This is a genomic window from Paraburkholderia sprentiae WSM5005, assembly GCF_001865575.2.
Classification (GTDB): Bacteria; Pseudomonadota; Gammaproteobacteria; order Burkholderiales; family Burkholderiaceae; genus Paraburkholderia; species Paraburkholderia sprentiae.
In genome coordinates this window covers 2,170,582-2,197,488 of record NZ_CP017561.2, presented here as the reverse complement: position 1 = coordinate 2,197,488, position 26,907 = coordinate 2,170,582, and the positions used below count along the sequence as shown (strand labels likewise).

Annotated in this window: 22 protein-coding genes; 14 read left to right on the top strand and 8 right to left on the bottom strand. The window is 64.1% G+C overall.

The annotated features are described in order from the left end of the window. Positions 1 to 76: 76 nt before the first annotated feature. A complete protein-coding gene (locus tag BJG93_RS09990; protein WP_027198134.1) occupies positions 77 to 775 on the bottom strand; it encodes an aspartate/glutamate racemase family protein in 699 nt (232 codons plus the stop codon). Positions 776 to 940: 165 nt separating this feature from the next. Between BJG93_RS09990 and BJG93_RS09985 the strand changes: the two genes are divergently transcribed. Next, positions 941 to 2,242: an amidohydrolase family protein gene (locus BJG93_RS09985; protein ID WP_027198133.1), complete on the top strand. Its 1,302-nt coding sequence runs from the start codon at positions 941 to 943 to the stop codon at positions 2,240 to 2,242. Between the two features lie 73 nt (positions 2,243 to 2,315). Here BJG93_RS09985 and BJG93_RS09980 read toward each other — a convergent pair whose 3' ends face one another. The 4 genes from BJG93_RS09980 to fixL form a co-directional block, all read right to left on the bottom strand. Next, complete coding sequence (locus BJG93_RS09980; protein ID WP_027198132.1) at positions 2,316 to 4,421, bottom strand: M3 family metallopeptidase; 2,106 nt, start codon at positions 4,419 to 4,421, stop codon at positions 2,316 to 2,318. 404 nt (positions 4,422 to 4,825) lie between these two features. After that, positions 4,826 to 5,689, bottom strand: a complete 864-nt coding sequence (gene folD, locus BJG93_RS09975) for a bifunctional methylenetetrahydrofolate dehydrogenase/methenyltetrahydrofolate cyclohydrolase FolD (protein WP_027198131.1) — start codon at positions 5,687 to 5,689, stop codon at positions 4,826 to 4,828. Positions 5,690 to 6,082: 393 nt separating this feature from the next. Further along, the gene (gene fixJ / locus BJG93_RS09970; RefSeq protein WP_027198130.1) at positions 6,083 to 6,727 is read right to left on the bottom strand and encodes an oxygen response regulator transcription factor FixJ; all 645 of its coding nucleotides are present in this window, start codon (positions 6,725 to 6,727) and stop codon (positions 6,083 to 6,085) included. Continuing rightward, positions 6,724 to 9,240, bottom strand: coding sequence for an oxygen sensor histidine kinase FixL (gene fixL, locus BJG93_RS09965; RefSeq protein ID WP_034479499.1), 2,517 nt, complete (start codon positions 9,238 to 9,240; stop codon positions 6,724 to 6,726). Before fixL ends, fixJ begins: the two co-directional genes overlap by 4 nt. 275 nt (positions 9,241 to 9,515) lie before the next feature. Between fixL and aceE the strand changes: the two genes are divergently transcribed. The 4 genes from aceE (at position 9,516) to BJG93_RS09945 (ending at position 16,149) form a co-directional block, all read left to right on the top strand. Next, positions 9,516 to 12,212, top strand: a complete 2,697-nt coding sequence (aceE, locus tag BJG93_RS09960; RefSeq protein WP_027198128.1) for a pyruvate dehydrogenase (acetyl-transferring), homodimeric type — start codon at positions 9,516 to 9,518, stop codon at positions 12,210 to 12,212. A gap of 83 nt (positions 12,213 to 12,295) precedes the next feature. Continuing rightward, the gene (gene aceF, locus BJG93_RS09955) at positions 12,296 to 13,942 is read left to right on the top strand and encodes a dihydrolipoyllysine-residue acetyltransferase (protein ID WP_027198127.1); all 1,647 of its coding nucleotides are present in this window, start codon (positions 12,296 to 12,298) and stop codon (positions 13,940 to 13,942) included. Between the two features lie 132 nt (positions 13,943 to 14,074). Then, positions 14,075 to 15,847, top strand: a complete 1,773-nt coding sequence (gene lpdA / locus BJG93_RS09950; protein ID WP_027198126.1) for a dihydrolipoyl dehydrogenase — start codon at positions 14,075 to 14,077, stop codon at positions 15,845 to 15,847. A 29-nt stretch (positions 15,848 to 15,876) separates the two neighbouring features. After that, a complete protein-coding gene (locus BJG93_RS09945; protein WP_154671838.1) occupies positions 15,877 to 16,149 on the top strand; it encodes a hypothetical protein in 273 nt (90 codons plus the stop codon). A gap of 18 nt (positions 16,150 to 16,167) precedes the next feature. Here the strand turns inward: BJG93_RS09945 and BJG93_RS09940 are convergent, their stop codons facing one another. Next, positions 16,168 to 16,743: a phasin family protein gene (locus tag BJG93_RS09940; RefSeq protein ID WP_013089827.1), complete on the bottom strand. Its 576-nt coding sequence runs from the start codon at positions 16,741 to 16,743 to the stop codon at positions 16,168 to 16,170. A gap of 787 nt (positions 16,744 to 17,530) precedes the next feature. On the opposite strand from BJG93_RS09940, the gene pbpG reads away from it, so the two are divergent. Continuing rightward, complete coding sequence (gene pbpG / locus BJG93_RS09935) at positions 17,531 to 18,730, top strand: D-alanyl-D-alanine endopeptidase (RefSeq protein ID WP_027198125.1); 1,200 nt, start codon at positions 17,531 to 17,533, stop codon at positions 18,728 to 18,730. 150 nt (positions 18,731 to 18,880) lie between these two features. Here pbpG and BJG93_RS09930 read toward each other — a convergent pair whose 3' ends face one another. Further along, a complete protein-coding gene (locus BJG93_RS09930) occupies positions 18,881 to 19,696 on the bottom strand; it encodes an IclR family transcriptional regulator (RefSeq protein ID WP_027198124.1) in 816 nt (271 codons plus the stop codon). A gap of 180 nt (positions 19,697 to 19,876) precedes the next feature. Between BJG93_RS09930 and BJG93_RS09925 the strand changes: the two genes are divergently transcribed. Together BJG93_RS09925 and BJG93_RS09920 are read left to right on the top strand one after the other, a co-directional pair. Beyond that, positions 19,877 to 20,599 carry a (Fe-S)-binding protein gene (locus tag BJG93_RS09925; protein ID WP_027198123.1) on the top strand — a complete coding sequence of 241 codons (723 nt, stop codon included), beginning with the start codon at positions 19,877 to 19,879 and terminating at the stop codon, positions 20,597 to 20,599. 108 nt (positions 20,600 to 20,707) lie between these two features. Then, entirely contained in the window at positions 20,708 to 22,123 is a 1,416-nt protein-coding gene (locus tag BJG93_RS09920) for a lactate utilization protein B (RefSeq protein WP_027198122.1), read from the top strand. Between the two features lie 92 nt (positions 22,124 to 22,215). Here the strand turns inward: BJG93_RS09920 and BJG93_RS09915 are convergent, their stop codons facing one another. Continuing rightward, positions 22,216 to 22,734, bottom strand: coding sequence for a hypothetical protein (locus tag BJG93_RS09915; RefSeq protein ID WP_027198121.1), 519 nt, complete (start codon positions 22,732 to 22,734; stop codon positions 22,216 to 22,218). A gap of 271 nt (positions 22,735 to 23,005) precedes the next feature. Between BJG93_RS09915 and BJG93_RS09910 the strand changes: the two genes are divergently transcribed. The 6 genes from BJG93_RS09910 (at position 23,006) to iscA (ending at position 26,813) form a co-directional block, all read left to right on the top strand. After that, positions 23,006 to 23,245: a hypothetical protein gene (locus BJG93_RS09910; protein WP_027198120.1), complete on the top strand. Its 240-nt coding sequence runs from the start codon at positions 23,006 to 23,008 to the stop codon at positions 23,243 to 23,245. 153 nt (positions 23,246 to 23,398) lie between these two features. After that, positions 23,399 to 23,896, top strand: coding sequence for a low molecular weight protein-tyrosine-phosphatase (locus BJG93_RS09905; RefSeq protein ID WP_027198119.1), 498 nt, complete (start codon positions 23,399 to 23,401; stop codon positions 23,894 to 23,896). Positions 23,897 to 24,088: 192 nt separating this feature from the next. Next, complete coding sequence (gene iscR, locus BJG93_RS09900) at positions 24,089 to 24,619, top strand: Fe-S cluster assembly transcriptional regulator IscR (RefSeq protein WP_027198118.1); 531 nt, start codon at positions 24,089 to 24,091, stop codon at positions 24,617 to 24,619. 78 nt (positions 24,620 to 24,697) lie between these two features. Beyond that, positions 24,698 to 25,921 (top strand): IscS subfamily cysteine desulfurase, encoded by a 1,224-nt coding sequence (locus BJG93_RS09895; protein ID WP_027198117.1) that lies wholly within the window; start codon positions 24,698 to 24,700, stop codon positions 25,919 to 25,921. A gap of 72 nt (positions 25,922 to 25,993) precedes the next feature. Further along, the gene (iscU, locus tag BJG93_RS09890) at positions 25,994 to 26,407 is read left to right on the top strand and encodes a Fe-S cluster assembly scaffold IscU (protein ID WP_027198116.1); all 414 of its coding nucleotides are present in this window, start codon (positions 25,994 to 25,996) and stop codon (positions 26,405 to 26,407) included. Positions 26,408 to 26,489: 82 nt separating this feature from the next. Then, positions 26,490 to 26,813, top strand: a complete 324-nt coding sequence (gene iscA / locus BJG93_RS09885; RefSeq protein WP_027198115.1) for an iron-sulfur cluster assembly protein IscA — start codon at positions 26,490 to 26,492, stop codon at positions 26,811 to 26,813. Positions 26,814 to 26,907 lie beyond the last annotated feature (94 nt).

Sequence of the window (26,907 nt, the reverse complement as noted above, 5' to 3'; positions counted from 1 at the left end):
GCCCGCATCGCGCAAGCCATGCGGGCTTTTTGACTTTCAGCGCTTCGTTTGCTTGTCGCAGCTCGCGGCGTATGTGTCACTGCCCTCCAATCGCCCACTCCACCGCCGCCTGCGCATGCAACGCCGTGGTATCGAACACAGGCAGCACCGAGTCTTCCGGTTTGATCAGCAGCGTGATCTCCGTGCAACCGAGTATCACCGCCTGCGCGCCACGCGCGGCCAGATGCTCGATCACGCGTTGATAGACCTGACGCGACGCGTCGTCCACGTTACCGTGACAAAGCTCGTCGTAAATGATGCGGTGCACGTCCGCGCGTTCGTCGTCGTCAGGCACGAGCGTCTCGAGTCCATAGCGCTCGTGCAGCCGTCCGGCATAGAACGTCTGTTCCATCGTATAGCGTGTGCCGAGCAGGCCGACCCGCTCCACGCCCGCCGCGCGCAGCGCCGCGCCGGTCGGATCGGCGATGTGCAGGAACGGCACCGTGATTGCCTGCTCGATCGATTCGTACACGCGGTGCATCGTGTTCGTCGCGAGGATCACGAGATCGGCGCCGCCGCGTTCGAGCTGGCGCGCGGCATCGGCCATCTGCTCGCCGAGCGCGTGCCAGTCGCCGGCGCGCTGGTTCGCCTCGATCGACGCGAAATCGACGCTCAGCAGCAGACTGCGCGCGTTGTGATGACCGCCGAGCCGCGCCTTCGCGTGGCGGTTCAGCAGCCGGTAGTACTCGGTGGACGACTCCCAGCTCATTCCGCCGATCACGCCGATCGTTTTCATCTGTGCGCTCCATCAATGCATGGCCGAAACGGCGAGTATAGGCGCGTCGCATCGCGCGCTGCCGGTACGGATGGCGGCCCGCGTGCCGGTACGCATGGGTGTTACGCATTTTTCTGGCATCGATAGAATCGTAGCGAATCCGAACGCGATCAACGGGAGCGATACATGGATCTGATCATCCGCCGCGCGACGCTGCCGCGCCGTGCCGCGCAGCTGTTCCAGCATCATCGGCAACCCATCGACATCGGCATCGACGCGGGCCGCATCGTCGCGGTCGAGCCGAACCTGGCCGCGAGCGCGCGCGACGAAATCGACGCGGCCGGTTCGCTCGTCACGCCGCCGTTCGTCGATCCGCATTTCCATATGGATGCGACGCTGTCCTACGGTTTGCCACGGGTGAACGCGTCGGGCACGCTGCTCGAAGGCATCGCGCTGTGGGGCGAGCTGAAGCCCGAGCTCACGCAGCAAGCGTTGATCGAGCGCGCGCTGCAGTATTGCGATTGGGCCGTCGCGCGCGGCTTGCTCGCGATTCGCAGCCATGTCGATGTGTGCGACTCACGTCTGCTCGCGGTCGAGGCATTGCTGGAAGTGAAGCGTCAGGTCGCGCCATATCTCGACCTGCAACTGGTTGCCTTCCCGCAGGACGGTCTGCTGCGCAGCGCCGGTGCGTTCGACAATCTGAAGCGCGCGATCGGCATGGGCGTCGACGTGATCGGCGGCATTCCGCATTTCGAGCGCACGATGGCCGACGGCGCGCAGTCGGTGCGCATGCTATGCGAGTACGCGGCCGAAAAGGGTCTGCGCGTCGACATGCATTGCGACGAGTCGGACGATCCGCTGTCGCGCCACATCGAAACGCTCGCGGCCGAAACGCATCGGCTCGGCCTGCACGGACGCGTCGCCGGCTCGCACCTCACATCGATGCATTCGATGGACAACTACTACGTGAGCAAGCTGTTGCCGCTGATGCGCGAGTCGGGCGTCGCGGCGATCGCGAATCCGCTCATTAACATCACATTGCAAGGCCGCAGCGACACGTACCCGAAACGGCGCGGCATGACGCGAGTGCCGGAGATGCTGGCCGCGGGCATCACGGTCGCATTCGGTCACGACTGCGTGATGGACCCGTGGTACAGCCTCGGGTCGGCCGATATGCTCGAAGTCGCGCAGATGGGCTTGCACGTTGCGCAGATGACCAGCGTCGACGGCATGCACGCCTGTTTCGACGCAGTGACCGCGAACGCGGCGCGCATTCTCGGTCTCGACGACTATGGCATCGCGCCCGGATGCGCGGCCAATCTCGTCGTGCTCGATGCGCGCGACGAGGTCGAGGCGATCCGTCTGCGTGCCGCGCGGCTCGTGGTGGTGAGCCGGGGCAGGGTGGTCAGCCGCGCGCCGGCCGCGCGGGCGTCGTTATCGCTCGAAGGGCGGCCGGGGCAGGTTGATTTCAAGCTGCATCGCGCGTAGCGACACATCTCGCGCATGAATGAAAAACCGGCGGCCTGCTTGCGCAGACCGCCGGTTTTTCTATCGGCGTCGCTCAGTGCGCGGTAACCGGCGCCATGCCGTTATGCCGCAGCAGCGCATCGATATTCGGCTCGCGGCCGCGGAACGCCTTGAACGATTCCATCGCCGGACGGCTGCCGCCCACCTCGAGAATCTCGCGACGATAGCGCATGCCGGTCGACTGATCGAGCACGCTGCCCGCCGCTTGCGCGGCTTCCTCGAACGCCGCGTACGCATCGGCCGACAGCACTTCGGCCCACTTGTAGCTGTAGTAGCCGGCTGCGTAACCGCCCGCGAAGATATGGCTGAACGTATTCGGCCAACGCGAGAACGGCGCTTGCGGCACGACGTGGAAGCGCTCGTTGATTTCGCGCGCGAGCTCGTTGGCGCTCTTCGCGCCGTTCGCGTCGAAGCCGGTATGCAACTGCATGTCGAACATCGAGAACACGATCTGCCGCAGCGTGCCGAGGCCGCTCTGGAAGTTCTTCGCGGCGAGCATCTTGTCGAACAGCTCGCGCGGCAGCGGCTTCGCGGTATCGACGTGCGAGGTCATGTCGGACAGCACGTCCCATTCCCAGCAGAAGTTCTCCATGAACTGCGACGGCAGCTCGACCGCATCCCATTCGACGCCGTTGATGCCCGACACGCCGAGCTCATCGACGCGCGTCAGCATGTGATGCAGCCCGTGGCCGAACTCGTGGAACAGCGTGATCACTTCGTCGTGCGTGAAGCAGGCGGGCTTGCCGCCGACCGGCGCCGAGAAATTGCAGGTCAGATACGCGACCGGCGTTTGCACCGCGCCATGCGCGAGCTTGTGACGGCCGCGTGCGTCGTCCATCCAGGCGCCGCCGCGCTTGCCTTCGCGTGCATACAGATCGAGGTAGAACTGCGCGACGAGGCCGCCGTCCTGATTCTCGACGCGGAAGAAGCGCACGTCGGGATGCCAGACGGCGGCTTCATCGCGGCGGATGCGCACGCCGAACAGCGTTTCGGTGACCTTGAACAGGCCCTTGAACACCGCATCTTCCGGGAAGTACTGCTTCACTTCGTTTTCCGAGAACGAATAGCGCTTCTGACGCAGACGCTCGGCGGCGAACGTCATGTCCCACGGTTGCAGATCGGTCATGCCGAGTTCGCTCGCGGCAAATTCGCGCAGTTCTTTCCAGTCCTGTTCCGCGTGCGGACGCGCGCGCGTCGCGAGGTCTTCGAGGAACGCCATCACCTGCGCCGGCGACTCGGCCATCTTCGGTGCGAGCGACACTTCGGCGAAGTTGCCGTAGCCGAGCATCTGCGCTTCTTCGGCGCGCAGCTTCAGTTCGTCGGCGAGCACCTGGGTGTTGTCCCACTCAGGTTTGCCGTTGCCGTACTGCGCGCCGAGTTCGGACGCGCGCGTCGTATATGCGCGATACATCGCTTCGCGCATCGGACGGTTTTCCGAGTACTGCATGACCGGGAAATACGACGGGAAGTGCAGCGTGAACTTGTAGCCGGTCTTGCCGTCACGGGCGGCGGCTTCCTTCGCGGCCTCGATCACGTCTTCGGGCAACCCCGCCAGTTGCGCGTCGTTGCCGGCATCGACGATGTACGCATACGCGTTGGTCGCATCGAGCACGTGATCCGAAAACGCCTTCGACAGCGCCGCCTGGCGCTCCTGCAATTCGGCGAAACGCGGCTTTTGATCTTCCGGCAACTCGGCGCCGGACAGGCGGAAGTCACGCAGCGCGTTGCCGAGGATCTTCTTGCGTTCGCCGTTCAGCGACGCGAATTCGTCGCTCGCGTTCAGTGCCTTGTACTTCTCGTAGAGCGCGAGATTCTGGCCGACGCTCGACCAGAACTCGGTCACGCGTGGCAGGTTTTCGCCGTATACGGCGCGCAGTTCGGGCGTATCGGCGACGGCGTTCAGATGGCCGATCACGCTCCACGCGCGCGACAGCGGCTCGGTGGCACGCTCGACCGGTTCGACGACGTCGGCCCACGACGCGGGCGTGGCCGGCAGCGCGGCGCGCTCGACGGCGGCCGCCGCGTCGGCGAGCAGTACGTCGAGGGCGGGCGTCACGTGTACGGGGCGGATGTCGCCAAAGCGCGGCAGATCGGAAAAATCGAGGAGCGGGTTGTCTTGATGCGTGGCGGTAGTGGACATAAGGCTTCCTGTCTGACGCGGGTGAAGGGGCGATGCGACGGGCGCTTGCGCGTGCCGTCTCATGGTGGCTCGTTCGACGCTCGCGCACGGCGCGTGGCGCCACCGGATGCTGAGAATTATTGGGGCGGGGAGCGCCGATTCCAATCCATCGGCTGACAAATTAACAGATGTTGCGCGGCGCTGGGCGGTTCCGGCGGTTAGCGCCGCGGGGGCTGTGAGCCGCCCCAGAGCTGTTTTCTGCATGACGCCGCTGTTGCGGCGCAGCGTGCAGCGCTCGTGCATCGCACATGGCGGCGGCGCTCGTGCGGCGCGGTGATGGGGCGCAGGTTCGGTGACCGGCGGCGAACCGGCGATGACGAGACGGATGAGCCGTCTCGCTGCGCCTGCCGCTCGCCGCCCGGCGGTTACGCGTTCGCCGCGTCCGCCTCGCGCTCGGCTGCTTCGATCGTGTTGACGAGCAGCATCGTGATCGTCATCGGGCCGACGCCACCCGGCACCGGCGTGATATGGCCGGCCACTTCCTTGACGCCCGCGAAGTCGACGTCGCCGCACAGCTTGCCGGCGTCGTCGCGATTCATGCCGACATCGATCACGGTCGCGCCCGGCTTCACCATGTCCGCGGTCAGGATGTTGCGCAGGCCGGTCGCGGCAACCACGACGTCGGCGTTGCGCGTGTGCGCGGCCAGGTCGCGCGTCTTGCTGTGGCAGATCGTGACGGTCGCGCCCGCTTCGAGCAGCAGCAGTGCCATCGGCTTGCCGACGATGTTCGAGCGGCCGATCACCACCGCGTTCGCGCCCTTCAGATCGATGCCGTAGGCCTCGAACATCTTCATCACCCCGTACGGCGTGCACGGACGGAACAGCGGCTGGCCCGTCAGCAGCGCGCCCGCATTGGCGACGTGGAAGCCATCGACGTCCTTCTCGGGCGCGATCGCCTCGATCACCTTGTGGCTGTCGATGTGCTTCGGCAGCGGCAGCTGCACGAGAATGCCGTGGATGGCCGGATCGCGGTTCAGCTCGTCGATGCGCGCGAGCAGTTCGGCTTCGGGCAGGTCGGCCGGATACCGGTCGAACGACGAGCCCAGGCCGTTGTCGTGGCAGGCCTTCACCTTGTTGCGCACATACACTTCGCTGGCCGGATTGGCGCCGACCAGAATCACGGCGAGGCCCGGCTGATGGCCACGGGCGGTCAGGGCGGCGGCGCGCGCGGCGACGTCGGCGCGCAGGGTCTTGGAGAGGGCGAGGCCGTCGATCAATTTGGCAGTCATGGTCGGTCGAACGTTGGGTCGAGGTTGGGATCGGGAATCGGGTCGGGACAGGCGGCTTGCAGGCGGGCAAAGCGCTCGCGCGGAGAGGGGCGCGCGACGGTGCGCTTCGGCTGGTCGACGCAACCGGTCGCCCGGCGACAGGCGCGCTGCCAGTTCGGCCAAGGCGCCGCTGCAAAGTCCCACATTATACCGGCGCAGGAGCGCGCGTTCCGCTGCCGATTCGGCGCGCGCGTGGAGGGGAACGGGATGTAACGGATGGGTTCGCGTGACGGCGACAAACGCAACGCGACCGGTCGGGGAGGCCGGTGGCACGCCGGAACACAGCATCGTTCGGGCCGTCGCGGATCGGCCAGATAAAACGGCCCTGCGAACGCAGGGCCGCCCGTGGCGCTGTTATTGCGCCGTTTGCGGCTTGTTCGACAGCGCGAGTCGCAGCAGATCGGCGACCGTGTTGACGTTCAGCTTTTCCATGATGTTCGCGCGATGCGCTTCGACCGTCTTGATGCTGATGCCGAGGTCGTCGGCGATCTGCTTGTTCAGGCGGCCGGCGATGATCCGCTCGAGCACCTGATGCTCACGCGCGGTCAGCTTGCCGAGGCGCTCGGCCGCGGCGCGCTGCTGCTGCACGCTGGTGCTTTCGCTGCGCGCCTTGTCGAGCATGCGCTCGACGAGCTTGCGCAGTTCGGCTTCGTCGAACGGTTTTTCGATGAAGTCCATCGCGCCTTTTTTCATCGTCGACACCGCCATCGGCACGTCGCCGTGGCCCGTCACGAAGATGATCGGCAGCGACGCGTTGTCGGCGATCAGGCGTTCCTGCAACTCGAGCCCGCTCATGCCGGACATTCGCACGTCGAGAATCAGACATGCGATCTGGCCCGGATGCTGATGCGGCTGCCATGCGTCGAGAAACTGCTCGGAGCTCGAGAAGCATTGAACGCGGTAGCCGTTCGCCTCCAACAGCCAGCGCAGCGAATCTCGCACCGCCTCGTCGTCGTCGACGACAAACACGGTTTCCTGTGTGGTGACTGGGCTGTTCATAGCTCTCCCGTAACGGTTTGTGGTGTCGGTGCCTCGGACCCGCCGTTGCTCGGGCCGTCGGGCTCCCCAATAGGCAAACTGCAGTGGAACGTGGCGCCCGTGATGTGGCCGTCGGACTCGACGTTATTCACCACCCACAGACGGCCGCGGTGCGATTCGATAATCGAACGGCAAATGTTCAGCCCCATGCCCATGCCATCGGACTTGGTGCTGTAAAACGGTTCGAACAGACGCTCGGCGGTCGCTTCGTCGACGCCCGGGCCCTGGTCGACGACGCTGATGCACACGAAGCCGCTCTCCAGCCGTACGACCACGCGGATGACCGGATCGACTGCGTTCGGGCGCGCTTCGGCCATCGCCTCGACGCCGTTCTTCAGCAGGTTCACGAGCACCTGCTCGATCAGCACCGGGTCGACGTAGATCACCGGCAGGCGCGAGCGCAGATCGGTGACGATGCGAATGCGGCGCTTTCTCGCCTCGATTTCGGCGAGACCCACCGCGTCCGCGACGATGTCCGCGACGCGCGTGGCCTGGCGCTTCGGCTCGCTGCGCTTCACGAACTCGCGGATGCGCTTGATGATCATGCCGGCGCGCACCGCCTGCTGCGCGGTCTTTTCGAGCACCGGCAGCAGATTGTCGGGCGTCGTCCGACCGGATTTAACCAGCGCGACGGTTCCCGAGCAATAGTTATTGATCGCGGCGAGCGGCTGGTTCAGTTCGTGCGCGAGCGACGAGGCCATTTCGCCCATCGTCATCAGGCGGCTCGTGAACTGCAGCTTCTCGTCCTGCTGGCGCGCCAGCTCCTGCGCACGCTTGCGGGTCGTGATGTCGGTCGCGATCTGCATCTGCGCGAGATGGCCGTCGACCCACTGGATGTACTGGCGCCGCACCTCGAACCACTTCTGGATGCCGGCGATGTAGATTTCCTGCGCGTCGGCGGTGCTTTCCGTCAGCGCGGCGGCGGGCAGGCCGACGAAGGTGTCGACCATGTCGATCGAATCGGACGACGCCTGCGAGCTGTCGAAGCCGCCGCCCGCGAGTTCGAGGTGGCCGTCCGGGCGGATGCCGAACAGATGCCGGTAGTAGCGGTTCGCGAACAGCAGCTCGGCTTCGTCGGCGGCGAGCACGGACACCGCCGCATCGAGGCTTTCGAGCACGGTCGTGAAGCGTTCGTGGGCGGCGGCGAGCTCTTCGCGCGCGCGCTTGGGCTCGGTGATGTCGGTCATCGACGACATCCAGCCGGTCTGGCGGCCCGAGCTGTCGATCAGCGGCGACACGTAGAGCCGCGCGTGGAACGTCGAGCCGTCCTTGCGCCGCACGCGCAACTCAAAGCCGGACGAGGGCGCCTTGCCACGCAGTGTCATGTCGAGCTGGCGCTGCATTTCGGGGTAAGCGTCGCGCGGCCAGTAGGCGAACGGCGCGCTCTTGCCGACGAGGTCGCTTTCGTCCCAGCCGGTCATGCGGCAGAACGCCGGGTTCACGTGCGTGATGCGGCCGTGCATGTCGAGCACGCGCATGCCGATCAGCACCGAGTTCTCCATCGCGCGGCGGAAGAACGCTTCCGCGTAGAGCGCCTGCTGCGCCTCGAAGCGCTGGCGCGTGTGTTTCCAAAGACTCCACAGGCTCCACAGCACGAAGCAGGAGAGGCCGGCCACCAGCCACACCAGCGTGTTGTTCGTGAAGTTGGTGATCTGCGGAAACGCGTACACGCGCACCGAAATGCCCTGGCCCGGCGGGTCGAGCGGCAGGTCGTAGAACATGTCGCGCGGCAGGCGCGGGCGGGTCGACGTGGTGGTCAACTCGCGGTTGTTCACGTCGATGATCGAGATTTTGTACTTTGCCGACAGCTCGGGTGGGATGTCGCGCTTCAGAATGCCTTCCACCGAGAACACCGCGGCGATCGTGCCGAGGAAATCGCGGTCGCGGAAGATCGGCGTTTGCAGTGTGATGAAGCCGTTGCCGAGGTCGTCGTAGATGAGCGGCGAGTACACCTGGCGGCGCGTGTTGCGCGCTTCGGCGAAACCAGCTTTGACCGCTTCGTCCATCTGCGCGTCGTTCGGACGCGCGAGCCGCTGGCCCAGCACCGGCGGCGCGGCGTTCGGCCAGCGCGGCTGCTGCTGACCGGTGTACCAGTTCATGTAGAGGATCTCGGGATGCCCCTGCATGATGTCGGTGGTGCTCACCTGGAACGAATGCTCGTCGGCATGGCCGGCGGCGAGGTCGCGCGCGAGCGCCTGAATCTGCTCCTGCGCGCCGGTCATCGACAGGCGGATCTGCTGCTGCGCCCACGCGACGTTGCGGTACAGCGTGTCTTCCTGCTGTTGCTGCTCGCGCCGGTTCAAACTCCAGAGAATCAGGCTCATCACGACCAGGAACACCAGGATCGACAGGAGCGGCGTCAGCAAATAGGAATTGGACCACCAAGGTCCGTGGTGCCAGCGCGTGGACGGCGACGAATCCGCCGGCGAACCAGCGGCGCGCGCCGAGCGAGAGAAAAGCCGTTCGGTCAACATGCGTGGCATTGTAGCTCAGCACGTCCCCGACAAATGGCGCAAAAAAGCGCGGAAAGTGCAGTTATTCGGCGCAAACTAGCCGGCGGATCAGTCGAATGGCAGGCAAACCAGGTTGCGTTGCAGCAATTTTCCGCATTATGAGAAGTGATCTCGTAATTTGAAAATTTGGTTGCGCTGACGTCGGGACCCTCATTACAATCGGCCGGAGTTGCCGCGGCCGTTCCTGCGTCCCGCGTCGTCTGTTCAAAGTGCGTTCCCATATCCAGGAGACGAGCATGTCCGCTGTACCCGACGAAGTCATGAAATATGTCGCCGCCGATAAAGACGACGATCCCCAGGAAACCGGCGAATGGCTGGAAGCGCTGGATGGCGTGATTTCTGCTGTAGGCCCTGACCGTGCCCACTACCTGATCGAAAAGCAGATCGAATTCGCACGCGTGCACGGCGAACATCTGCCGTTCTCCGCCAACACGCCTTACATCAACACGATTCCGGTCGCGCGTCAGGCCAAGAACCCCGGCGACCAGGACATCGAACACCGCATCCGCTCGTACACCCGCTGGAACGCGATGGCGATGGTGCTGCGCGCCGGCAAGGAAACCAACGTCGGCGGCCATATCGCGTCGTTCGCGTCGGCCGCCACGCTGTACGACGTCGGCTACAACCATTTCTGGCACGCTCCGTCGGCCGAGCACGGCGGTGACCTCGTGTTCGTGCAGGGCCACTCGTCGCCGGGCGTCTACTCGCGCGCGTTCCTGCTCGGCCGTCTGACCGACAAGCAGCTCGACAACTTCCGTCAGGAAGTCGGCGGCGAGGGCATCTCGTCGTATCCGCATCCGTGGCTGATGCCGGACTTCTGGCAATTCCCGACCGTCTCGATGGGCCTCGGCCCGATCATGGCGATCTATCAGGCGCGCTTCATGAAATACCTGCAGGCGCGCGGTATCGCGAAGACCGACGGCCGCAAGGTCTGGGCCTTCCTCGGCGACGGCGAAACCGACGAGCCGGAATCACTCGGCGCGATCGGCATGGCTGGCCGCGAACGCCTCGACAACCTCGTGTTCGTGATCAACTGCAACCTGCAGCGTCTGGACGGTCCGGTGCGCGGTAACGGCAAGATCATTCAGGAACTCGAAAGCGAATTCCGCGGCGCCGGCTGGAACGTGATCAAGGTCATCTGGGGTAGCCGTTGGGACGCGCTGTTCGCTCGCGACAAGTCGGGCGCGCTGATGCGTCGCATGATGGAAGTGGTCGACGGCGAGTACCAGACGTACAAGTCGGAGTCGGGCGCGTTCGTGCGCGAGCACTTCTTCAACACGCCGGAGCTGAAGGCGCTCGTCGCCGACTGGTCCGACGACGACATCTGGAATCTGAACCGCGGCGGTCATGATCCGCACAAGATCTACGCGGCGTTCGCGGAAGCGTCGAATTCGAAGGGCCAGCCGACCGTCATCCTCGCGAAGACGATCAAGGGCTACGGCATGGGCGAAGCCGGCCAGGCGATGAACATCACCCACCAGCAGAAGAAGATGCAGGTGGAGCAGCTGAAGAAATTCCGCGATCAGTTCCGTCTGCCGATCACGGACGAGCAGATCGTCGACGTGCCGTATTTGACGTTCGAGGAAGGCTCGAAGGAACTCGAATACATGCGCCAGAAGCGCATGGACCTGGGTGGCTATCTGCCGGCGCGTCGTCAGAAGGCCGAGTCGCTGCCGGTGCCGGAACTGTCGGCATTCGAGCCGCTGCTCAAGGGCACGGGCGAAGGCCGCGAGATCTCCACGACGATGGCGTTCGTGCGGATCCTGAACATCCTGCTGAAGGACAAGGCGCTCGGTAAGCGCGTCGTGCCGATCGTGCCGGACGAATCGCGGACATTCGGCATGGAAGGTCTGTTCCGTCAGATCGGCATCTGGAACCAGGACGGCCAGAAGTACGTGCCGGAAGACTCCGACCAGCTGATGTTCTATCGTGAGTCGGAGACCGGGCAGATCCTGCAGGAAGGCATCAACGAAGCCGGCGGCATGGCCGACTGGATCGCAGCCGCGACGTCGTACTCGACGCACGGCGAGATCATGATTCCGTTCTACATCTTCTACTCGATGTTCGGCTTCCAGCGCATCGGCGACCTTGCATGGGCAGCCGGCGACATGCGCTCGCGCGGCTTCCTGCTGGGCGGCACCGCGGGCCGCACGACGTTGAACGGCGAAGGTTTGCAACACGAAGACGGCCACTCGCTGATGTGGGCCGCTTCGGTGCCGAACTGCATCAGCTACGACCCCACGTTCGGCTACGAACTCGCGGTCATCATGCAGGACGGTCTGCGTCGCATGGTCGCCGACCAGGAGGACGTGTATTACTACGTCACGGTGATGAACGAGAACTACGAGCACCCGGCGATCCCGCAGGGCGACACCGTGGCGGCCGACATCATCAAGGGCATGTACTCGTTCAGCAAGACCGCTGCCGATAAAAAGGCGCCGCACGTGCAGCTGATGGGCGCGGGCACGATCTTCAACGAGGTGATCGCCGCGGCCGACCTGTTGAAGAACGACTGGGGCGTCAATGCCGACCTGTGGAGCGTGCCGAGCTTCACCGAGCTCGCGCGCGAAGGTCATGAAGTGCAGCGCTGGAACATGCTGCATCCGACCGAAGAGAGGAAGCTGTCGCACGTCGAGAAGCTGCTGAAGGATGCGCCGGGTCCGGTCATCGCGTCGACCGACTACGTGCGTGCGCTGACCGAGCAGATCCGTGCATTCGTGCCGCAGAAGTTCGTCGTGCTGGGCACCGACGGCTACGGCCGCTCGGACACGCGCGAAAAGCTGCGTCACTTCTTCGAAGTCGATCGCTACTGGGTCACGGTCGCCGCGCTCAACGCGCTGGCGGACGAAGGCACGATCGAACGCAAGGTGGTCGCCGAGGCACTCAAGAAGTACAACCTTGATCCCGCCAAACCCAACCCGATGACCGTCTAAGGCATCACCCGTGTGCCGCGATGCGCGCGCCTGCTCCTCGTCGCGAGGGGCGGGCGGCGTGCGCGGCCCAGGAGACACTAACAATGAGTCAAGCGATCGAAGTCAAGGTGCCGGACATCGGCGATTACAAGGACATTCCTGTGATCGAGGTGCTGGTGAAGGCGGGTGACACCGTCGAAAAAGAGCAATCGCTCGTTACGCTGGAATCCGACAAGGCGACGATGGACGTGCCGAGCTCGGCCGCCGGCGTCGTCAAGGAAGTGAAGGTCAAGGTCGGCGATGCGGTGTCCGAAGGCACGCTGATCATCGTGCTGGAAGCCGCCGACGCCGCTGCCGCGGCGCCCGCGGCGGCACCGAAGGCGGCACCGGCGGCGGCTCCCGCTGCGGCGCCGGCCCCCGCGCCCGCGGCGGCGGGCGGCGGCGTGCAGGAAATCAAGGTGCCGGATATCGGCGACTATAAAGACGTTCCGGTAATCGAGATCGCGGTGAAGGTCGGCGATCGCGTCGAGAAGGAACAGTCGCTCGTCACGCTGGAATCCGACAAGGCGACGATGGACGTGCCGAGCTCGGTGGCCGGCGTCGTCAAGGAAGTGAAGGTCAAGGTTGGCGATGCCGTGTCGGAAGGCTCGGTCATCGTCGTGCTCGAAGCGGAAGGCGGCGCTGCCGCAGCGCCCGCGCCGGCACCGGCCGCGAAGGCGCCGGCCGAGAAGCCGTCCGACGCGCCGGTCGCGCCGACTGCGGCACCGGCCGCGCCGTCTGCGCTCGCGCAGGCGCCGCTGATCCCGGCAGGCGAAGGCGGCTCGCGTCACCCGAGCCATGCGTCGCCGTCGGTGCGCAAGTTTGCGCGCGAACTCGGCGTCGACGTCTCGCAGGTGCGCGGCACCGGTCCGAAGGGCCGCATTACGCAGGCCGATGTGACTACGTTCGTGAAGGGCGTGATGACGGGCCAGCGCGCGGCGCCGGCTGGTGCAGCCGCACCGGCCGCCGGCGGTGGCGAGCTCAATCTGCTGCCGTGGCCGAAGGTCGACTTCACGAAGTTCGGTCCGGTCGATCCGAAACCGCTGTCGCGCATCAAGAAGATCTCGGGCGCGAACCTGCATCGCAACTGGGTCATGATCCCGCACGTCACGAACAACGACGAAGCGGACATCACCGAGCTCGAAGCGCTGCGCGTGAAGCTGAACAAGGAAAACGAAAAGGCGGGCATCAAGTTCACGATGCTCGCGTTCGTGATCAAGGCCTGCGTGGCGGCCCTGAAGAAATTCCCGACGTTCAACGCAAGCCTCGACGGCGACAACCTGGTGTTCAAGCAGTACTACCACATCGGTTTTGCCGCGGATACGCCGAACGGCCTCGTCGTTCCGGTGATTCGCGACGCGGACAAGAAGGGCCTCGTCGACATCGCGAAGGAAATGGCCGATCTGTCGAAGGCCGCGCGCGAAGGCAAGCTGAAGCCGGACCAGATGCAGGGCGGTTGCTTCTCGATCTCGTCGCTGGGCGGTATCGGCGGCACGCATTTCACGCCGATCATCAACGCGCCTGAAGTGGCGATTCTCGGCCTGTCGCGCAGCGCGATGAAGCCGGTGTGGGACGGCAAGCAGTTCGTGCCGCGCCTGAGCATGCCGCTGTCGCTGTCGTACGACCATCGCGTGATCGACGGAGCGGAAGCCGCGCGCTTCAACGCATACCTCGGTTCGATTCTTGCCGATTTCCGGCGTGTGATTCTTTGAGCGGCTGGTGAGATCCGCCGGCGCGAGCACGGATCGTGTCGACTGATCCGCGTCGCGCCGTTCGCGCGTGTGTCGTGCGCGGTGCACGTCGGGCGCGCCGCTCATCACCGCTCAACAAGAGAAGGGGACACTATGAGTCTCGTCGAAGTAAAAGTACCGGACATCGGTGACTTCAAGGACGTCGACGTCATCGAAGTCAATATCAAGCCGGGCGACGTCATCGAGCAGGAGCAGTCGCTGCTGACGCTCGAATCCGACAAGGCGTCGATGGAAGTGCCGAGCGATACCGCCGGCACCGTCAAGGAAGTGCGCATCAAGCCGGGCGACAAAGTCTCGCAGGGCACGGTCATCGCGCTCGTCGAGGCATCGGCGGGCGGCGCGGCCGCCGCCGCTGCGGCGCCGAAAGAGCCCGAGAAGGCGGCGCCGGCGCCTGCCGCCGCGGCGCCGAAGGCCGCCGCACCGGCTCCGCAGGCCGGCAGCTATTCGGGCAGCGCCGACCTCGAGTGCGACATGCTCGTGCTCGGTTCGGGCCCCGGCGGCTACTCGGCCGCATTCCGCTCAGCCGACCTCGGTATGAATACCGTGCTGGTCGAGCGTTATTCGACGCTTGGCGGTGTGTGTCTGAACGTCGGCTGTATCCCGTCGAAGGCGCTGCTGCACACCGCGCTCGTCATCGACGAGGCGGCTGATCTTGCCTCGCACGGCATCACGTTCGGCAAGCCTCAGATCGATCTCGACAAGCTGCGCGATTTCAAGTCCGGCGTGGTCAAGAAGCTGACCGGCGGTCTCGCCGGCATGGCGAAGGCGCGTAAGGTCGAAGTGGTGGTCGGTACCGGCGCGTTCGTCGATCCGAACCATATGGAAGTGCAGACCGAGGCCGGTAAGAAGGTCGTCAAGTTCAAGCAGGCGATCATTGCCGCGGGCTCTGAAGCGGTGAAGCTGCCGTTCATTCCGGAAGATCCGCGGGTCGTCGATTCGACCGGCGCGCTCGAACTGCGCCAGATTCCGCAGCGCATGCTCGTGATCGGCGGCGGCATCATCGGTCTGGAAATGGCGACCGTCTACTCGACGCTCGGCGCGCAAATCGACGTGGTCGAAATGCTCGAAGGCTTGATGACGGGCGCGGACCGCGACCTGGTCAAGGTCTGGGAGAAGTACAACAGCAAGCGTTTCGCCAACGTGATGCTGAAGACCAGGACCACCGGGGCGCAAGCGAAGGAGGACGGCATCTACGTGTCGTTCGAGGGCGAGAAGGCGCCGGCCGAGCCGCAACGCTACGACCTCGTGCTGGTGGCCGTCGGCCGCTCGCCGAACGGCAAGCGGATCGGCGCCGAAAAGGCCGGCGTCGCGGTGACGGACCGCGGCTTCATCGAAGTCGACCAGCAGCAGCGCACGAATGTGCCGCACATCTTCGCGATCGGCGATATCGTCGGTCAGCCGATGCTCGCGCACAAGGCCGTGCACGAAGGCCACGTGGCGGCGGAAGTCGCGCACGGCGAGAAGGCGTACTTCGACGCGATGCAGATTCCGTCGGTGGCTTACACCGATCCGGAAGTGGCATGGGCTGGCAAGACGGAAGACCAGCTCAAGGCCGAAGGCGTCAAGTTCGGCAAGGCGGTGTTTCCGTGGGCCGCGTCGGGCCGTGCGATCGCCAATGGCCGCGACGAGGGCTTCACGAAGCTGCTGTTCGATGAGCAAACGCATCGCGTGATCGGCGGCGGTATCGTCGGTCTGAATGCCGGTGACCTGATCAGCGAAGTCTGTCTCGCAATCGAGATGGGCGCGGATGCAACGGATATCGGCAAGACGATCCATCCGCATCCGACACTCGGCGAATCGGTCGGAATGGCGGCCGAGCTGTATGAAGGCGTCTGTACCGATCTGCCGCCCGTGAAGAAGAAGTAAGGCGGTTCGCCTCGCTTGCATGGCGACATGTGGGCGCGGCGAAGTCGGTCGAACCGCAACGGCAAAGAAAAACGGCGCGCTCCATCTCGGAGCGCGCCGTTTCTGATTTTGCGGCGGCTGGTATGCGGGCAAAAAAATCCCGGCTTGGCGGCCGGGCAAACGATACGCTATTGCAACGTATCGGAGCGTTCGGCCAGTCAAACCGTATAAGCGGCAACGGCACGACGCTGTTGCTTGCGATAACGCCGGCGCAGAGGGTGGGCTTGGCCGGCGAGAAAGGCGACGCCAGGCGTAAAGCCTAGCGTGTTGACGCGTGAAGCTTAGACTGCCTTCTTGGCGGCGGCGCGCGATGCTTGCGCAGCGGCTTGCGAAGCTGCCTTCGAAGCGGCCGTGGCAGCAGCATTGAAGTTGCTTTCGGCGATTTCGACAGCCTGGCGGGTTGCCTTGTGGACCGTTTCGTACGTGGTGTTGGCAGCGGTGATAGCCGACTTCATCACGGCGACAGCGGTTTCCGAACCGGCCGGCGCGTTCTTGGCGACGTTTTCGACCAGCGCCTGGACCTTGCGGTTTTGCTCTTCGAATTGCGCTTCTGCGACGCGCGTGAACTCGCCCTGCGTGGCCGAAACGATTTCGTACACGTGGCGACCATACGACAGCGCCTTTTCAGCCACCGGCTGGGCAAGGCTTGCTTGCAGCGCCAGCAGTTCCTGCGCGTCCTTCACGGACAGCGCGCGTTGGGCATTTTCCTGGCTTTCGGCGAGCGTCGACTTCACAACTTGCAGGTTCAGCTCAACCAGCTTTTCGACGCCTTCGAATGCCTTGGTGGTCAGACCGAACAGAGTTTCGAAGTTGGCTTTCTGGGCTGCAGCGAATTGCTCAGGGGTCAGCAGAGTCATGGTTTACGCTCCTGGATCGCGGCCGGTCTATGCGGACCGCGTTGGGTGGATGGCAAGACGAAGATTTGATCGTCCGCCCGGACCGCGATGTATTGTGCATCGCAGCAATGGTTCCCATTTTAGGATGGCTGCAAAGAATGTCAAGCGTTTTTTGTGCAACGCACAATGCTAAGAAAAGGCCGGTAAAACAAAAGGTTATACAGTAGGCATGTCATTAACGTGACGCGGAAATATCGGCTCGTTGCACCTCGCCGGTGCAGAACAAACTACCGTTTCACCGCGCGCTTTTGGAGACTGTTGTTGCCCGCCCTCGCGGCATGGCGCTTGCAGTGGGGCCATGTTGCACAGCTTGGTTCCCTAGCAAACCGTTCATTCGCAAAATTCGATGTAAACCGGTAAGTGACAAGGAACGTTAAAGAGCGATGGCAGTCGAACGCGCGTTGGCGACTTTCATCAGACGCTTAAAAAGTCTGCCGTTCGTCCGCAACGCCTTCAGGGCGCGGCGCAGTCCGTTTTGGCCGGTGCTCTAACAGTATTTCCTCGGATCAAGTTTGTCTCAAATTTGCCGTTATGCTGCAAGGATCTGCTCGATTGGGCGGGGCGGCGGCAACGGCGGCACTTGGCGGTGGCGATCGTTTTTTGCGATCGAAGCGCGGCACTTATTTGCGTTTTGGCGATCGGAGCTGATAAGCCGGTTTAAGGAGCGCGTATAAGTGCTTCAAATTGCTAATTTTTCGTTGCTTTACTACACTTGCGGAAACCTCTCGCCGCTCCCTATCGAACACCCATGAAAACCGACATGTTTTCGTCGCTAAAACTGCTCCACGGCGCGGCGCGCAGCACCGCTCTGTCGGTGGCCATCTCGCTGGCCGTCGCAGCGGCGTTCGCTACGCCTGTCAGCACTTTTGCAGCAACCTCTGCTGCGACCGCAAAAACTTCCAAACACGCCAAAGCCGCCAAGGCCGCCAAAAAGCCGGCGCAGGCGGCCGCCACCGAAAAGGTGTCGAGCCGCGCCGCGAAAGCCGGCAAGGGCGAGGCAGTGAAAGCCGCTGCCGCGGATGAAGACGCACCGCGTGCCGGCGTCAAACGCAGGCGCGTGACGTTCACGGCGAACGGGCGGCATCGTTCGGTCGTGCGTCGCGTCGCGTACGAGCCGCGCCAGCCGACCGTCGGGCAGGCCTTTGGTCTGCACGAGACACCCGACGCGCTGATGCTGCGCTCAAGCGTCGCGTACGTGATCGACCAGAACAGCGGCGAGACGCTATTCGACAAGAACTCGCGTGCGGTGGTGCCGATCGCATCGATCAGCAAGCTGATGACCGCTATGGTGGTGCTCGATTCGAAAGAGCCGATGACCGATCAGATCGAAGTCACCGATGAAGACCGCGACTACGAGAAGAACACCGGCTCGCGTTTGTCGGTGGGCTCGGTACTGTCGCGCGAGGACATGCTGCACATCGCCTTGATGGCGTCGGAAAACCGCGCGGCAGCGGCGCTGTCGCGCTACTACCCGGGCGGCCGTCCGGCCTTCCTCGCGGCGATGAACGCGAAGGCGAGGCAACTCGGCATGAACGACACGCACTTCGAGAACCCGACCGGTCTGACGAGCATGAACGTGTCGAGCGCGCGCGATCTCGTCAAGATGGTCAACGCGGCGTATCAATACCCGCTGATCCGCAAGTTCTCGACCGATCACAGCTATGAGGTGTACACCGGCAAGCGCACGATCGCGTACAACAGCACCAACGCGCTGGTGCGCAACCCGACGTGGGACATCGGTCTGCAGAAGACCGGCTTCATCAACGAAGCGGGCGAGTGTCTGGTGATGCAGGCGACCATCCACGGCCGGCCGATGATCATGGTGCTGCTCGATTCGTCGGGCAAGTATTCGCGTTTCGCGGATGCGACGCGCCTGCGTACCTGGCTGGATAACGGCGGCGACCAGCCGCGCATCACCAGCGCCGATGCCGGCGGTCCGGGTACCTGAACCCCATCGGGCGCGCAGCCGAGCGTATCCGGGCCGGCTGCGCTCATCGTGCAAAGAAAAAGCCTCGCGGATGCGAGGCTTTTTTTCATGGCGCCGGCGAGGGCACCCAGGGGATCGGTCACCCGCTGCCAGGCGGCCGCGCTGCGCCACCTACGAATGCGAGCCGTGCGAGCCGTGTGAATGGTCCTGCTGCGCCTGTGGGCGATAGCCGAGCGATTCCGAAATCATCAAGGCGGTCTGGCTTAACTGCCCGAGCCACGAATCCTGCAAGCGATCGGCCGGTGCCGACAGCGACAGGCCCGCGACCAGCTTGCCGGTATCGTCGTAGATGCCCGCGGCGATGCAGCGCACGCCCAACTCCAGTTCCTCGTTGTCGCGCGCGCAGGCCTGCTGGCGCACGTGCGACAACTCGCGCTCGAGTTTCGTGAGATCGGTGATGCTGTTCTGCGTATGGCCAGATAGACCGGTGCGGGTTGCGTAGGCACGCACGCGGGTGGTTTCGTCGGCGGCGAGGAACAGCTTGCCGACCGAGGTCAGATGAAGCGGCGCGCGCCCGCCGATCGCTCGCACCACCTGCATGCCCGAGCGCTCCGAATACGCGCGTTCGATATAGACGATTTCGTCGCCCTGACGCACCGACAGGTTCACGGTCTGCCCGGTCTGACGGTGCAGCTCGCGCATCGGCGTGAGCGCCGCATCGCGCACCGATAGGCGCGCCTTGACGAGATTGCCGAGTTCGAGCAGGCGCATACCGAGACGGTAGGTGCCGGGATCCGAACGGTCGACCAGCCGGCACATCACCATGTCGTTCAGGATGCGGTGCGCGGTGGACGGGTGCAGCTCCGTGCGCAGGGCCAGTTCTTTCAGGCTGACCGGGTCGCTATGCGCTGCCAGTGCGTCGAGCAGGCGCATCATGCGTTCGATCACCTGGATCGAAGTTTTAGGATCCGGGTTCGTATCGCTCATATGAGAATCGGTGGATGCGTCAAACAGCGAAGACTGATTGTATCTCGTATGGTGAAAAAAGCGAACGCGCATGGAAAGGCGCTTCGTATCCGGCGCGGCGTGCTTCCTATGCCTTCCGGCCGTTGGTATTGCACCGGCAAACAGCGGATAATCAGGAACGTTTCCCCGAAAGGAGGGCTCATGCGAGTCGGATTGTTCGTCACGTGCCTGATCGACCTGATGCGTCCTGAAATCGGTTTTTCGGTCATCAAACTGATCGAAGGCGCCGGTTTCGAGGTCGTGGTGCCGCCCGCGCAAACCTGTTGCGGGCAACCCGCGTATAACTCCGGCGACCGCCGCCTCGCGCGCGAGCTCGCCGAGAAAACGCTGCGCGAGTTCGAGCAGTTCGACTACGTGGTCGTGCCGTCGGGCTCGTGCGGCGGAATGATCCGCGCGCACTACGGCGACCTGTTTCGCGACGATCCCGAACTGATGAATCGTTTCGGCCGCCTGCGCGGCAAGGTGTTCGAGCTGACGGATTTCCTCGTCAACGTCGCGAAGGTGCAGTTGCAGCCGGGCGAGTTCGCGGCGCAGGTGACGTATCACGACTCGTGTTCGGGCTTGCGCGAACTGGGCGTGAAGGCGCAGCCGCGCCAACTGCTCGCCCAGGTCGGCGTTGCAGTCATCGAGATGAAAGGCTGCGAGCATTGCTGCGGCTTTGGCGGCACGTTCGCGGTCAAGTACGGCGATATCTCGACCGCGATCGTCGACGAAAAGTGCGCGAACATCGCCGCGAGCGGCGCCGGGACGGTGGTGCTTGGCGACCTCGGCTGCATGTTGAATATCGAGGGTCGGCTGCGTCGCAATGGCGACGCGACGACGCGCGTGCTGCATATCGCGCAAGTGCTGGCCGGCGACGTGTAAGCCCGCGGGGAACACGGCGCGTCGCTCGCGTCGCGTTCCTCTGTCTCCCACGCATTGCGTCGCGCGCCAATGCGCCGCTCGTTTGAATCCGATCTCATCAGGGCCGCCATGCAAGTCCAATCGATGCAGTTCAAGGCTCGCGCCGGTCAGAAACTCGCCGACCAGCGCCTGCAGCAGAACCTGACCAAGCTGTCTACGAAGTTCGTGTCGGCGCGCGCAAGCGCGATGACCGCGATCGACTTCCCCGCGACGCGGGCTGCGCTAAAGGAGCGCCGCAATCGCGCGCTCGAGAATCTCGACGTGTGGCTCGAAACCTTCGAGCGCGAGGCGACGCGGCGCGGCGTGACGGTATTGTTCGCGGAAACGACGCAGGAGGCGGCGCGACTCGTCGGCGACATCGCGCGCAAGCATGACGTGAAAAAGGTGATCAAGACCAAATCGATGGTCACCGAGGAAATGCGTCTGAACGAAGTGCTCGGCCAGATGGGCGTGCAGTCGATCGAAACCGATCTCGGCGAATACATCCTGCAGATCAACGACAACGAGCCGCCGAGCCACATCATCGCGCCGGTCGTTCACAAGGATAAAGACGAGATCGCCGATCTGTTCGCGAAGACGCACGGCCGGCCGCGGCTGACCGACATTTCCGACATGACGCGCGAGGCGCGCGAGATGTTGCGGCCTCATTTTCTGAGCGCGGACATGGGCGTCACGGGAGGCAATTTCATCATTGCGGAAACGGGCTCGGTCGCGGTCGTGACCAACGAGGGCAACGAAGGTATGTGCACGGTGATGCCGCGCGTGCACGTCGCTGTCACCGGCATCGAGAAGGTACTGCCGACGCTCGAGGATCTTGCGACCGCGATGCGCCTGCTGCCGCGTTCGGCAACCGGCCAGGCTACCTCGAACTATTTTTCGATGCTGACCGGGCCGCGTGGCGCGGGCGATCAGGACGGGCCCGAGCATATGTACGTGGTGCTCGTCGACGGCGGGCGCACGGGGCTGATCGGCGGTGACTTTCAGGAGATGCTTCGCTGCATCCGCTGCGGCGCCTGCATGAACCACTGTCCGGTGTATCAGAAGGTCGGCGGGCACGCGTATGGATGGGTCTATCCGGGGCCGATGGGGTCGGTGCTGACGCCGAGCTATGTCGGCATCGACAAGGCGCTCGATCTGCCCCAAGCCGCGACGTTGTGCGGCGAGTGCAATAGCGTGTGTCCGGTCGGCATCCCGCTATCCGATCTGTTGCGCAAGCTGCGCGAAAAACAGATGGAGCGACACCTGCGGCCGTGGAAGGAGCGCGCCGGCTTGGCGGTGTGGGGTTGGCTCGCGCTGCATCCCGATGCCTATGCGCTCTTCACCAAGCTCGCCGTGCGCGTGCTCGAGCGCATGGGCGGGCGCAATCGGTCGATCGCCAAACTGCCGCTCGGCGGCGCGGGCTGGACCGATACGCGCGACATGCCGGCACCCGTCGGCCGTACGTTCCGGGAGTTGTATGCCGCCCAGCGCAGCCACATCGGCTGAGCGGGCGGCGTCAGGCGTGATTTGACGGCCGCGCTCGCGCCGGCTGCGAGGTGGCACGGGCGCGAGCGTGGCGGCTCAGCCCCGCCCATTCCTCAATGTTCGGTCATCTGCCCCGCCTGCCGCGCGGGCGCGTTTCTCACCCACGCGTTACCTCGTCCGCCGCCGTTGCCTGCTTGCGGCTGGGCCGGCGGCGGGCCGCCTGCGCCGGGGCGTGGCCCGCCATTGGCGCCACCTGGACCGTGCGGACCGCCCGCCGCGCCCTGTGGCGGCGGGCCGCCGTGCGGTTGACCAAGGCCGCCGCCGTGGTCGCCACGATCGTTGTCATGATCGCCGTGATGCCGGTCGTTGTCGCCCGGATGACCGCGGTCCGGATAGCCGCGATAGCCTGGGCCCGGCCCCGGACTGTAGTAGCGTCCAGGACCGTAATCGCCGTAGCCGAGGTACACGTTGGTTTGCGGCACGACCGCGGCGCCCGGCGGGTACGCGGAACCGTCGTAACCGCTATAACCGCCGTAGCCGTTGCCGTACATGGGCGTGCCGTCCGGATAGACCGCGCAGCCGCCGAGCAGCGCGGCGGCCACGAGGCCAGCGAGAGGTGCAATGCGTTTCATGTTTTCGGACCGGTTGCAAGTACAAAGAAATGTCGACGTAACAGTAAGACCATCATTATCGCCGTCCGTCGCGGTGGCTTTGTATGCGTTTGTAAGCTTTTCTTTTTCGTGCCAGGAGCCGGTGCCCGGCGCTTAGCGGCCGATTGGCTGTTCTATTTCGGGCAACGATCTATCGCGCGCGGGCGTGTATTTCCCAATTGTGAATTCCTATAGCATTTCGACTGGGCATAGTGCGCGATGAGCGCATGTGCCGCTAATTGGAAAACACATCATGAAAAAGACAATATCGGTGTACCGGCCTCTGGCCATTGCGGTGCCCCTCGCGGTGCTCGCCGCTCTGCACATCAACGGCCAAACCGCTTCGAGCCGTTCGCAGATGCCGCTCGACGCCAACCACCTGACCGCCGAACTGGCACGCGCGGCGTCGTACGGCTTGATCGACGCCGCGCCGGCATTGCCGTCCGAGCCGATGCGCGCCGCCACCGTGACGCCGCTTGCGCAAGCGTCGTGAGCAGGTGCGTCGGACGGCGGCGGCCCGAAGCCCACTGCGCTTGCGCGGCTTTGGCGCGCCCGGCGCGAATCTGCCGGGATTTGTATAATCGCGGCGCAGTCCGCTGACTGTCTGCCGGCCCGCGCCGGCGCCTCGAGCGTCGAACAATCCGTGATGAACACTGTGTCCGTCTGTTTCGTGTGTCTAGGGAATATCTGCCGTTCACCGACGGCGGAGGGCGTGATGCGTCGTCTGGTCGACGAGGCGAAGCTGGCAGACCGCATTCTTCTCGATTCGGCCGGCACCGGCGATTGGCACATCGGCGCGGCGCCCGACGAACGGGCTCGAGACGCGGCGCGCCAGCGCGGCTACGCGCTCGACGCGCTGCGCGGCCGCCAGATCACAGTCGCGGATTTCGAGCGCTTCGATCTGTTAATTGCAATGGACGACCGCAACGTCGCCGCGTTGCGTCAACTGTGCCCGCCCGCGCAGCGCGACAAGATCCGTCTGTTGATGGAGTTCGTGCCGGAGTCGGATGGCCGCTGGAGCGGCGCGCGAGAGGTCGTCGATCCGTACTTCGGCGGCGCGGAAGGTTTCGAGTTGGTGCTCGACCAGTGCGAAGCAGCCTGCCGCGGGCTGCTCGCCGCGCTGCGCCCGCAGTTGCTCGCGTAGGTCTCGGGCGAGAACGGGCGGGCGCGAGGGCGCAAGCGCGGCCACATCCTGCATGCGCCGCGCACGCTGGCGCGGCGCCAAACATAACGATCAATTAAGCGAATGTCACAAAAGTTGCCGCCCATACTTGACTAAATCGCTCATGTATTTATACTTGACAAAACTTGTCGAGAATTGCGGTTCCCACACTATATGAGACTCACCACGAAAGGCCGTTTCGCCGTCACGGCGATGATCGACCTGGCACTGCGCCAGGAGCAGGGCCCGGTGACGCTTGCGGGTATCAGCCAGCGCCAACACATCTCCCTGTCGTATCTCGAGCAGCTGTTTGGCAAGCTGCGCCGTCATGAAATCGTCGAGTCCGTGCGCGGACCGGGCGGCGGCTACAATCTCGCGCGCCGCGCCGAAGAGGTAACGGTGGCCGACATCATCATCGCGGTCGACGAACCGCTCGACGCGACCCAGTGCGGCGGCAAAGGCACGTGCGAAGGTACCAAGCAGCACGACGGCCACTGCATGACGCATGAGCTGTGGTCGACGCTGAACCAGAAAATGGTCGAATACCTCGATTCGGTTTCGCTGAAGGATCTGGTCGATCAGCAGCGCTCGCGCGAAGGCGCGCCGGCGGTGCTGCGCGACAGGCGTAACGACGCGCCGGCGGTCGAACCTGCCCGCGTGGCGCCCAAAGGTCCCAATTCCGTTTTCAACATGGCCGGTTCATGAAGCGCGGCAATAGAAAACCCACGCCGCAGCCCCATATCGAATCCAGAAGCCAGAGCACATGACGTCCCGGAGCAATTGATGAACAACGACTCTCTCCATCTTCCCATCTACATGGACTACAGCGCCACGACGCCGATCGATCCGCGTGTGGTGGACAAGATGATCCCGTATCTGCGCGAGCAATTCGGCAATCCCGCGTCGCGTAGCCACGCCTATGGCTGGCACGCCGAGCGCGCGGTCGAGGAAGCGCGAGAGCAGGTCGCCGCGCTCGTGAACGCCGACCCGCGCGAAATCATCTGGACCTCGGGTGCAACGGAGTCGGACAACCTCGCGCTGAAGGGTGCGGCGCACTTCTACAAGAGCAAGGGCAAGCACATCATCACGGTGAAGACCGAGCACAAGGCGGTGCTGGACACCTGCCGCGAGCTGGAGCGCGAAGGCTTCGACGTCACGTATCTGGATGTCAAGGACGACGGTCTGATCGACCTCGATGCGTTCAAGGGCGCGCTGCGCCCGGACACGATTCTGGTGTCGGTCATGTCGGTCAACAACGAGATCGGCGTAATCCAGGACATCGAGGCGATCGGCGAGATCACGCGTGAGAAGGGCATCATTTTCCACGTCGACGCGGCGCAGGCCACCGGTAAGATCCAGATCGATCTGCAGAAGCTGAAGGTCGATCTGATGTCGTTTTCGGCCCACAAGACCTACGGTCCCAAGGGCATCGGCGCGCTGTACGTGCGCCGCAAACCGCGTATTCGTATCGAAGCGCAGATGCACGGCGGCGGCCACGAGCGCGGCATGCGCTCGGGCACGCTGGCCACGCACCAGATCGTCGGCATGGGCGAAGCGTTTCGTATCGCGCGTGAAGAGATGGCGACCGAAAACGAGCGCATCCGCATGCTGCGCGACCGACTGCTGAAAGGCCTGTCGGAAATCGAAGAAGTGTATGTGAACGGCGACATGGAAAAACGTGTGCCGCACAACCTGAACATCAGCTTCAATTTCGTCGAAGGCGAATCGCTGATCATGGCGGTCAAGGACGTGGCGGTGTCGTCGGGTTCGGCGTGCACGTCGGCGTCGCTGGAGCCGTCGTACGTACTGCGCGCGCTTGGCCGCAACGACGAACTCGCGCACAGCTCGATCCGCTTCACGGTGGGGCGGTTCACGACCGAGCAGGAAATCGATTACGTGATCAACCTGCTGAAGTCGAAGATTTCCAAGCTGCGCGATCTGTCGCCGCTGTGGGAAATGCACAAGGACGGGATCGATCTGTCGACCATCCAGTGGGCCGCGCACTGACGCGCCGGCTGGACGAAGCGCACATCGAAGGTTGATCGGATTGCAGGTTGAAACGAATCAAGGAGTGTAATCATGGCTTATAGCGACAAGGTCCTCGACCACTACGAAAACCCGCGCAACGTCGGTTCCTTCGCGAAGGACGACGACACGGTCGGTACCGGCATGGTCGGCGCGCCGGCTTGCGGCGACGTGATGAAGCTGCAGATCCGCGTCGGCGCGGACGGCATCATCGAAGACGCGAAGTTCAAGACGTACGGCTGTGGCTCCGCCATTGCGTCGAGCTCGCTCGTCACCGAATGGGTGAAGGGCAAGACGCTCGACCAGGCGATGTCGATCAAGAACACGCAGATCGCCGAGGAGCTGGCACTGCCGCCCGTGAAAATCCACTGCTCGATCCTCGCCGAAGACGCGATCAAGGCGGCGGTCGCCGACTACAAGCAGCGCCACGGCGAAGCAGCGGTTGTCGAAGACGGCAATGCTGCCTGAGCAACAGGGTAAGAAAAAGGTGTAACCGGTAGGCGCGGCGCGAACACACGCGCGCCGCGCACGCTGGCAACTGAGAAACGTTATGGCAATTACGTTGACCGAAAAGGCAGTACAGCACGTCCGGAAGTATCTGACCCGCCGTGGTAAAGGCATCGGGCTGCGCGTCGGTGTGCGCACCACCGGTTGCTCGGGTCTCGCCTACAAGCTCGAGTACGTGGACGAACTCGCGCCAGAAGATCAGGTGTTCGAGACGAGCGGCGTGAAGGTCGTCGTCGACCCGAAGAGTCTTGCGTATATCGACGGCACGGAGCTCGACTTCGCGCGCGAGGGCCTGAACGAAGGCTTCAGGTTCAACAATCCGAACGTGAAAGACGAGTGCGGCTGCGGCGAGTCATTCCGCGTGTAGCTTCGTTACTTTCCGCGTGCGGCGGATCAAAGGCGGCGCGGGCCGCCTTTTTAGTTTGATCCCCGCGCGACTCAAGCGCTCACGCCTGCAAGGG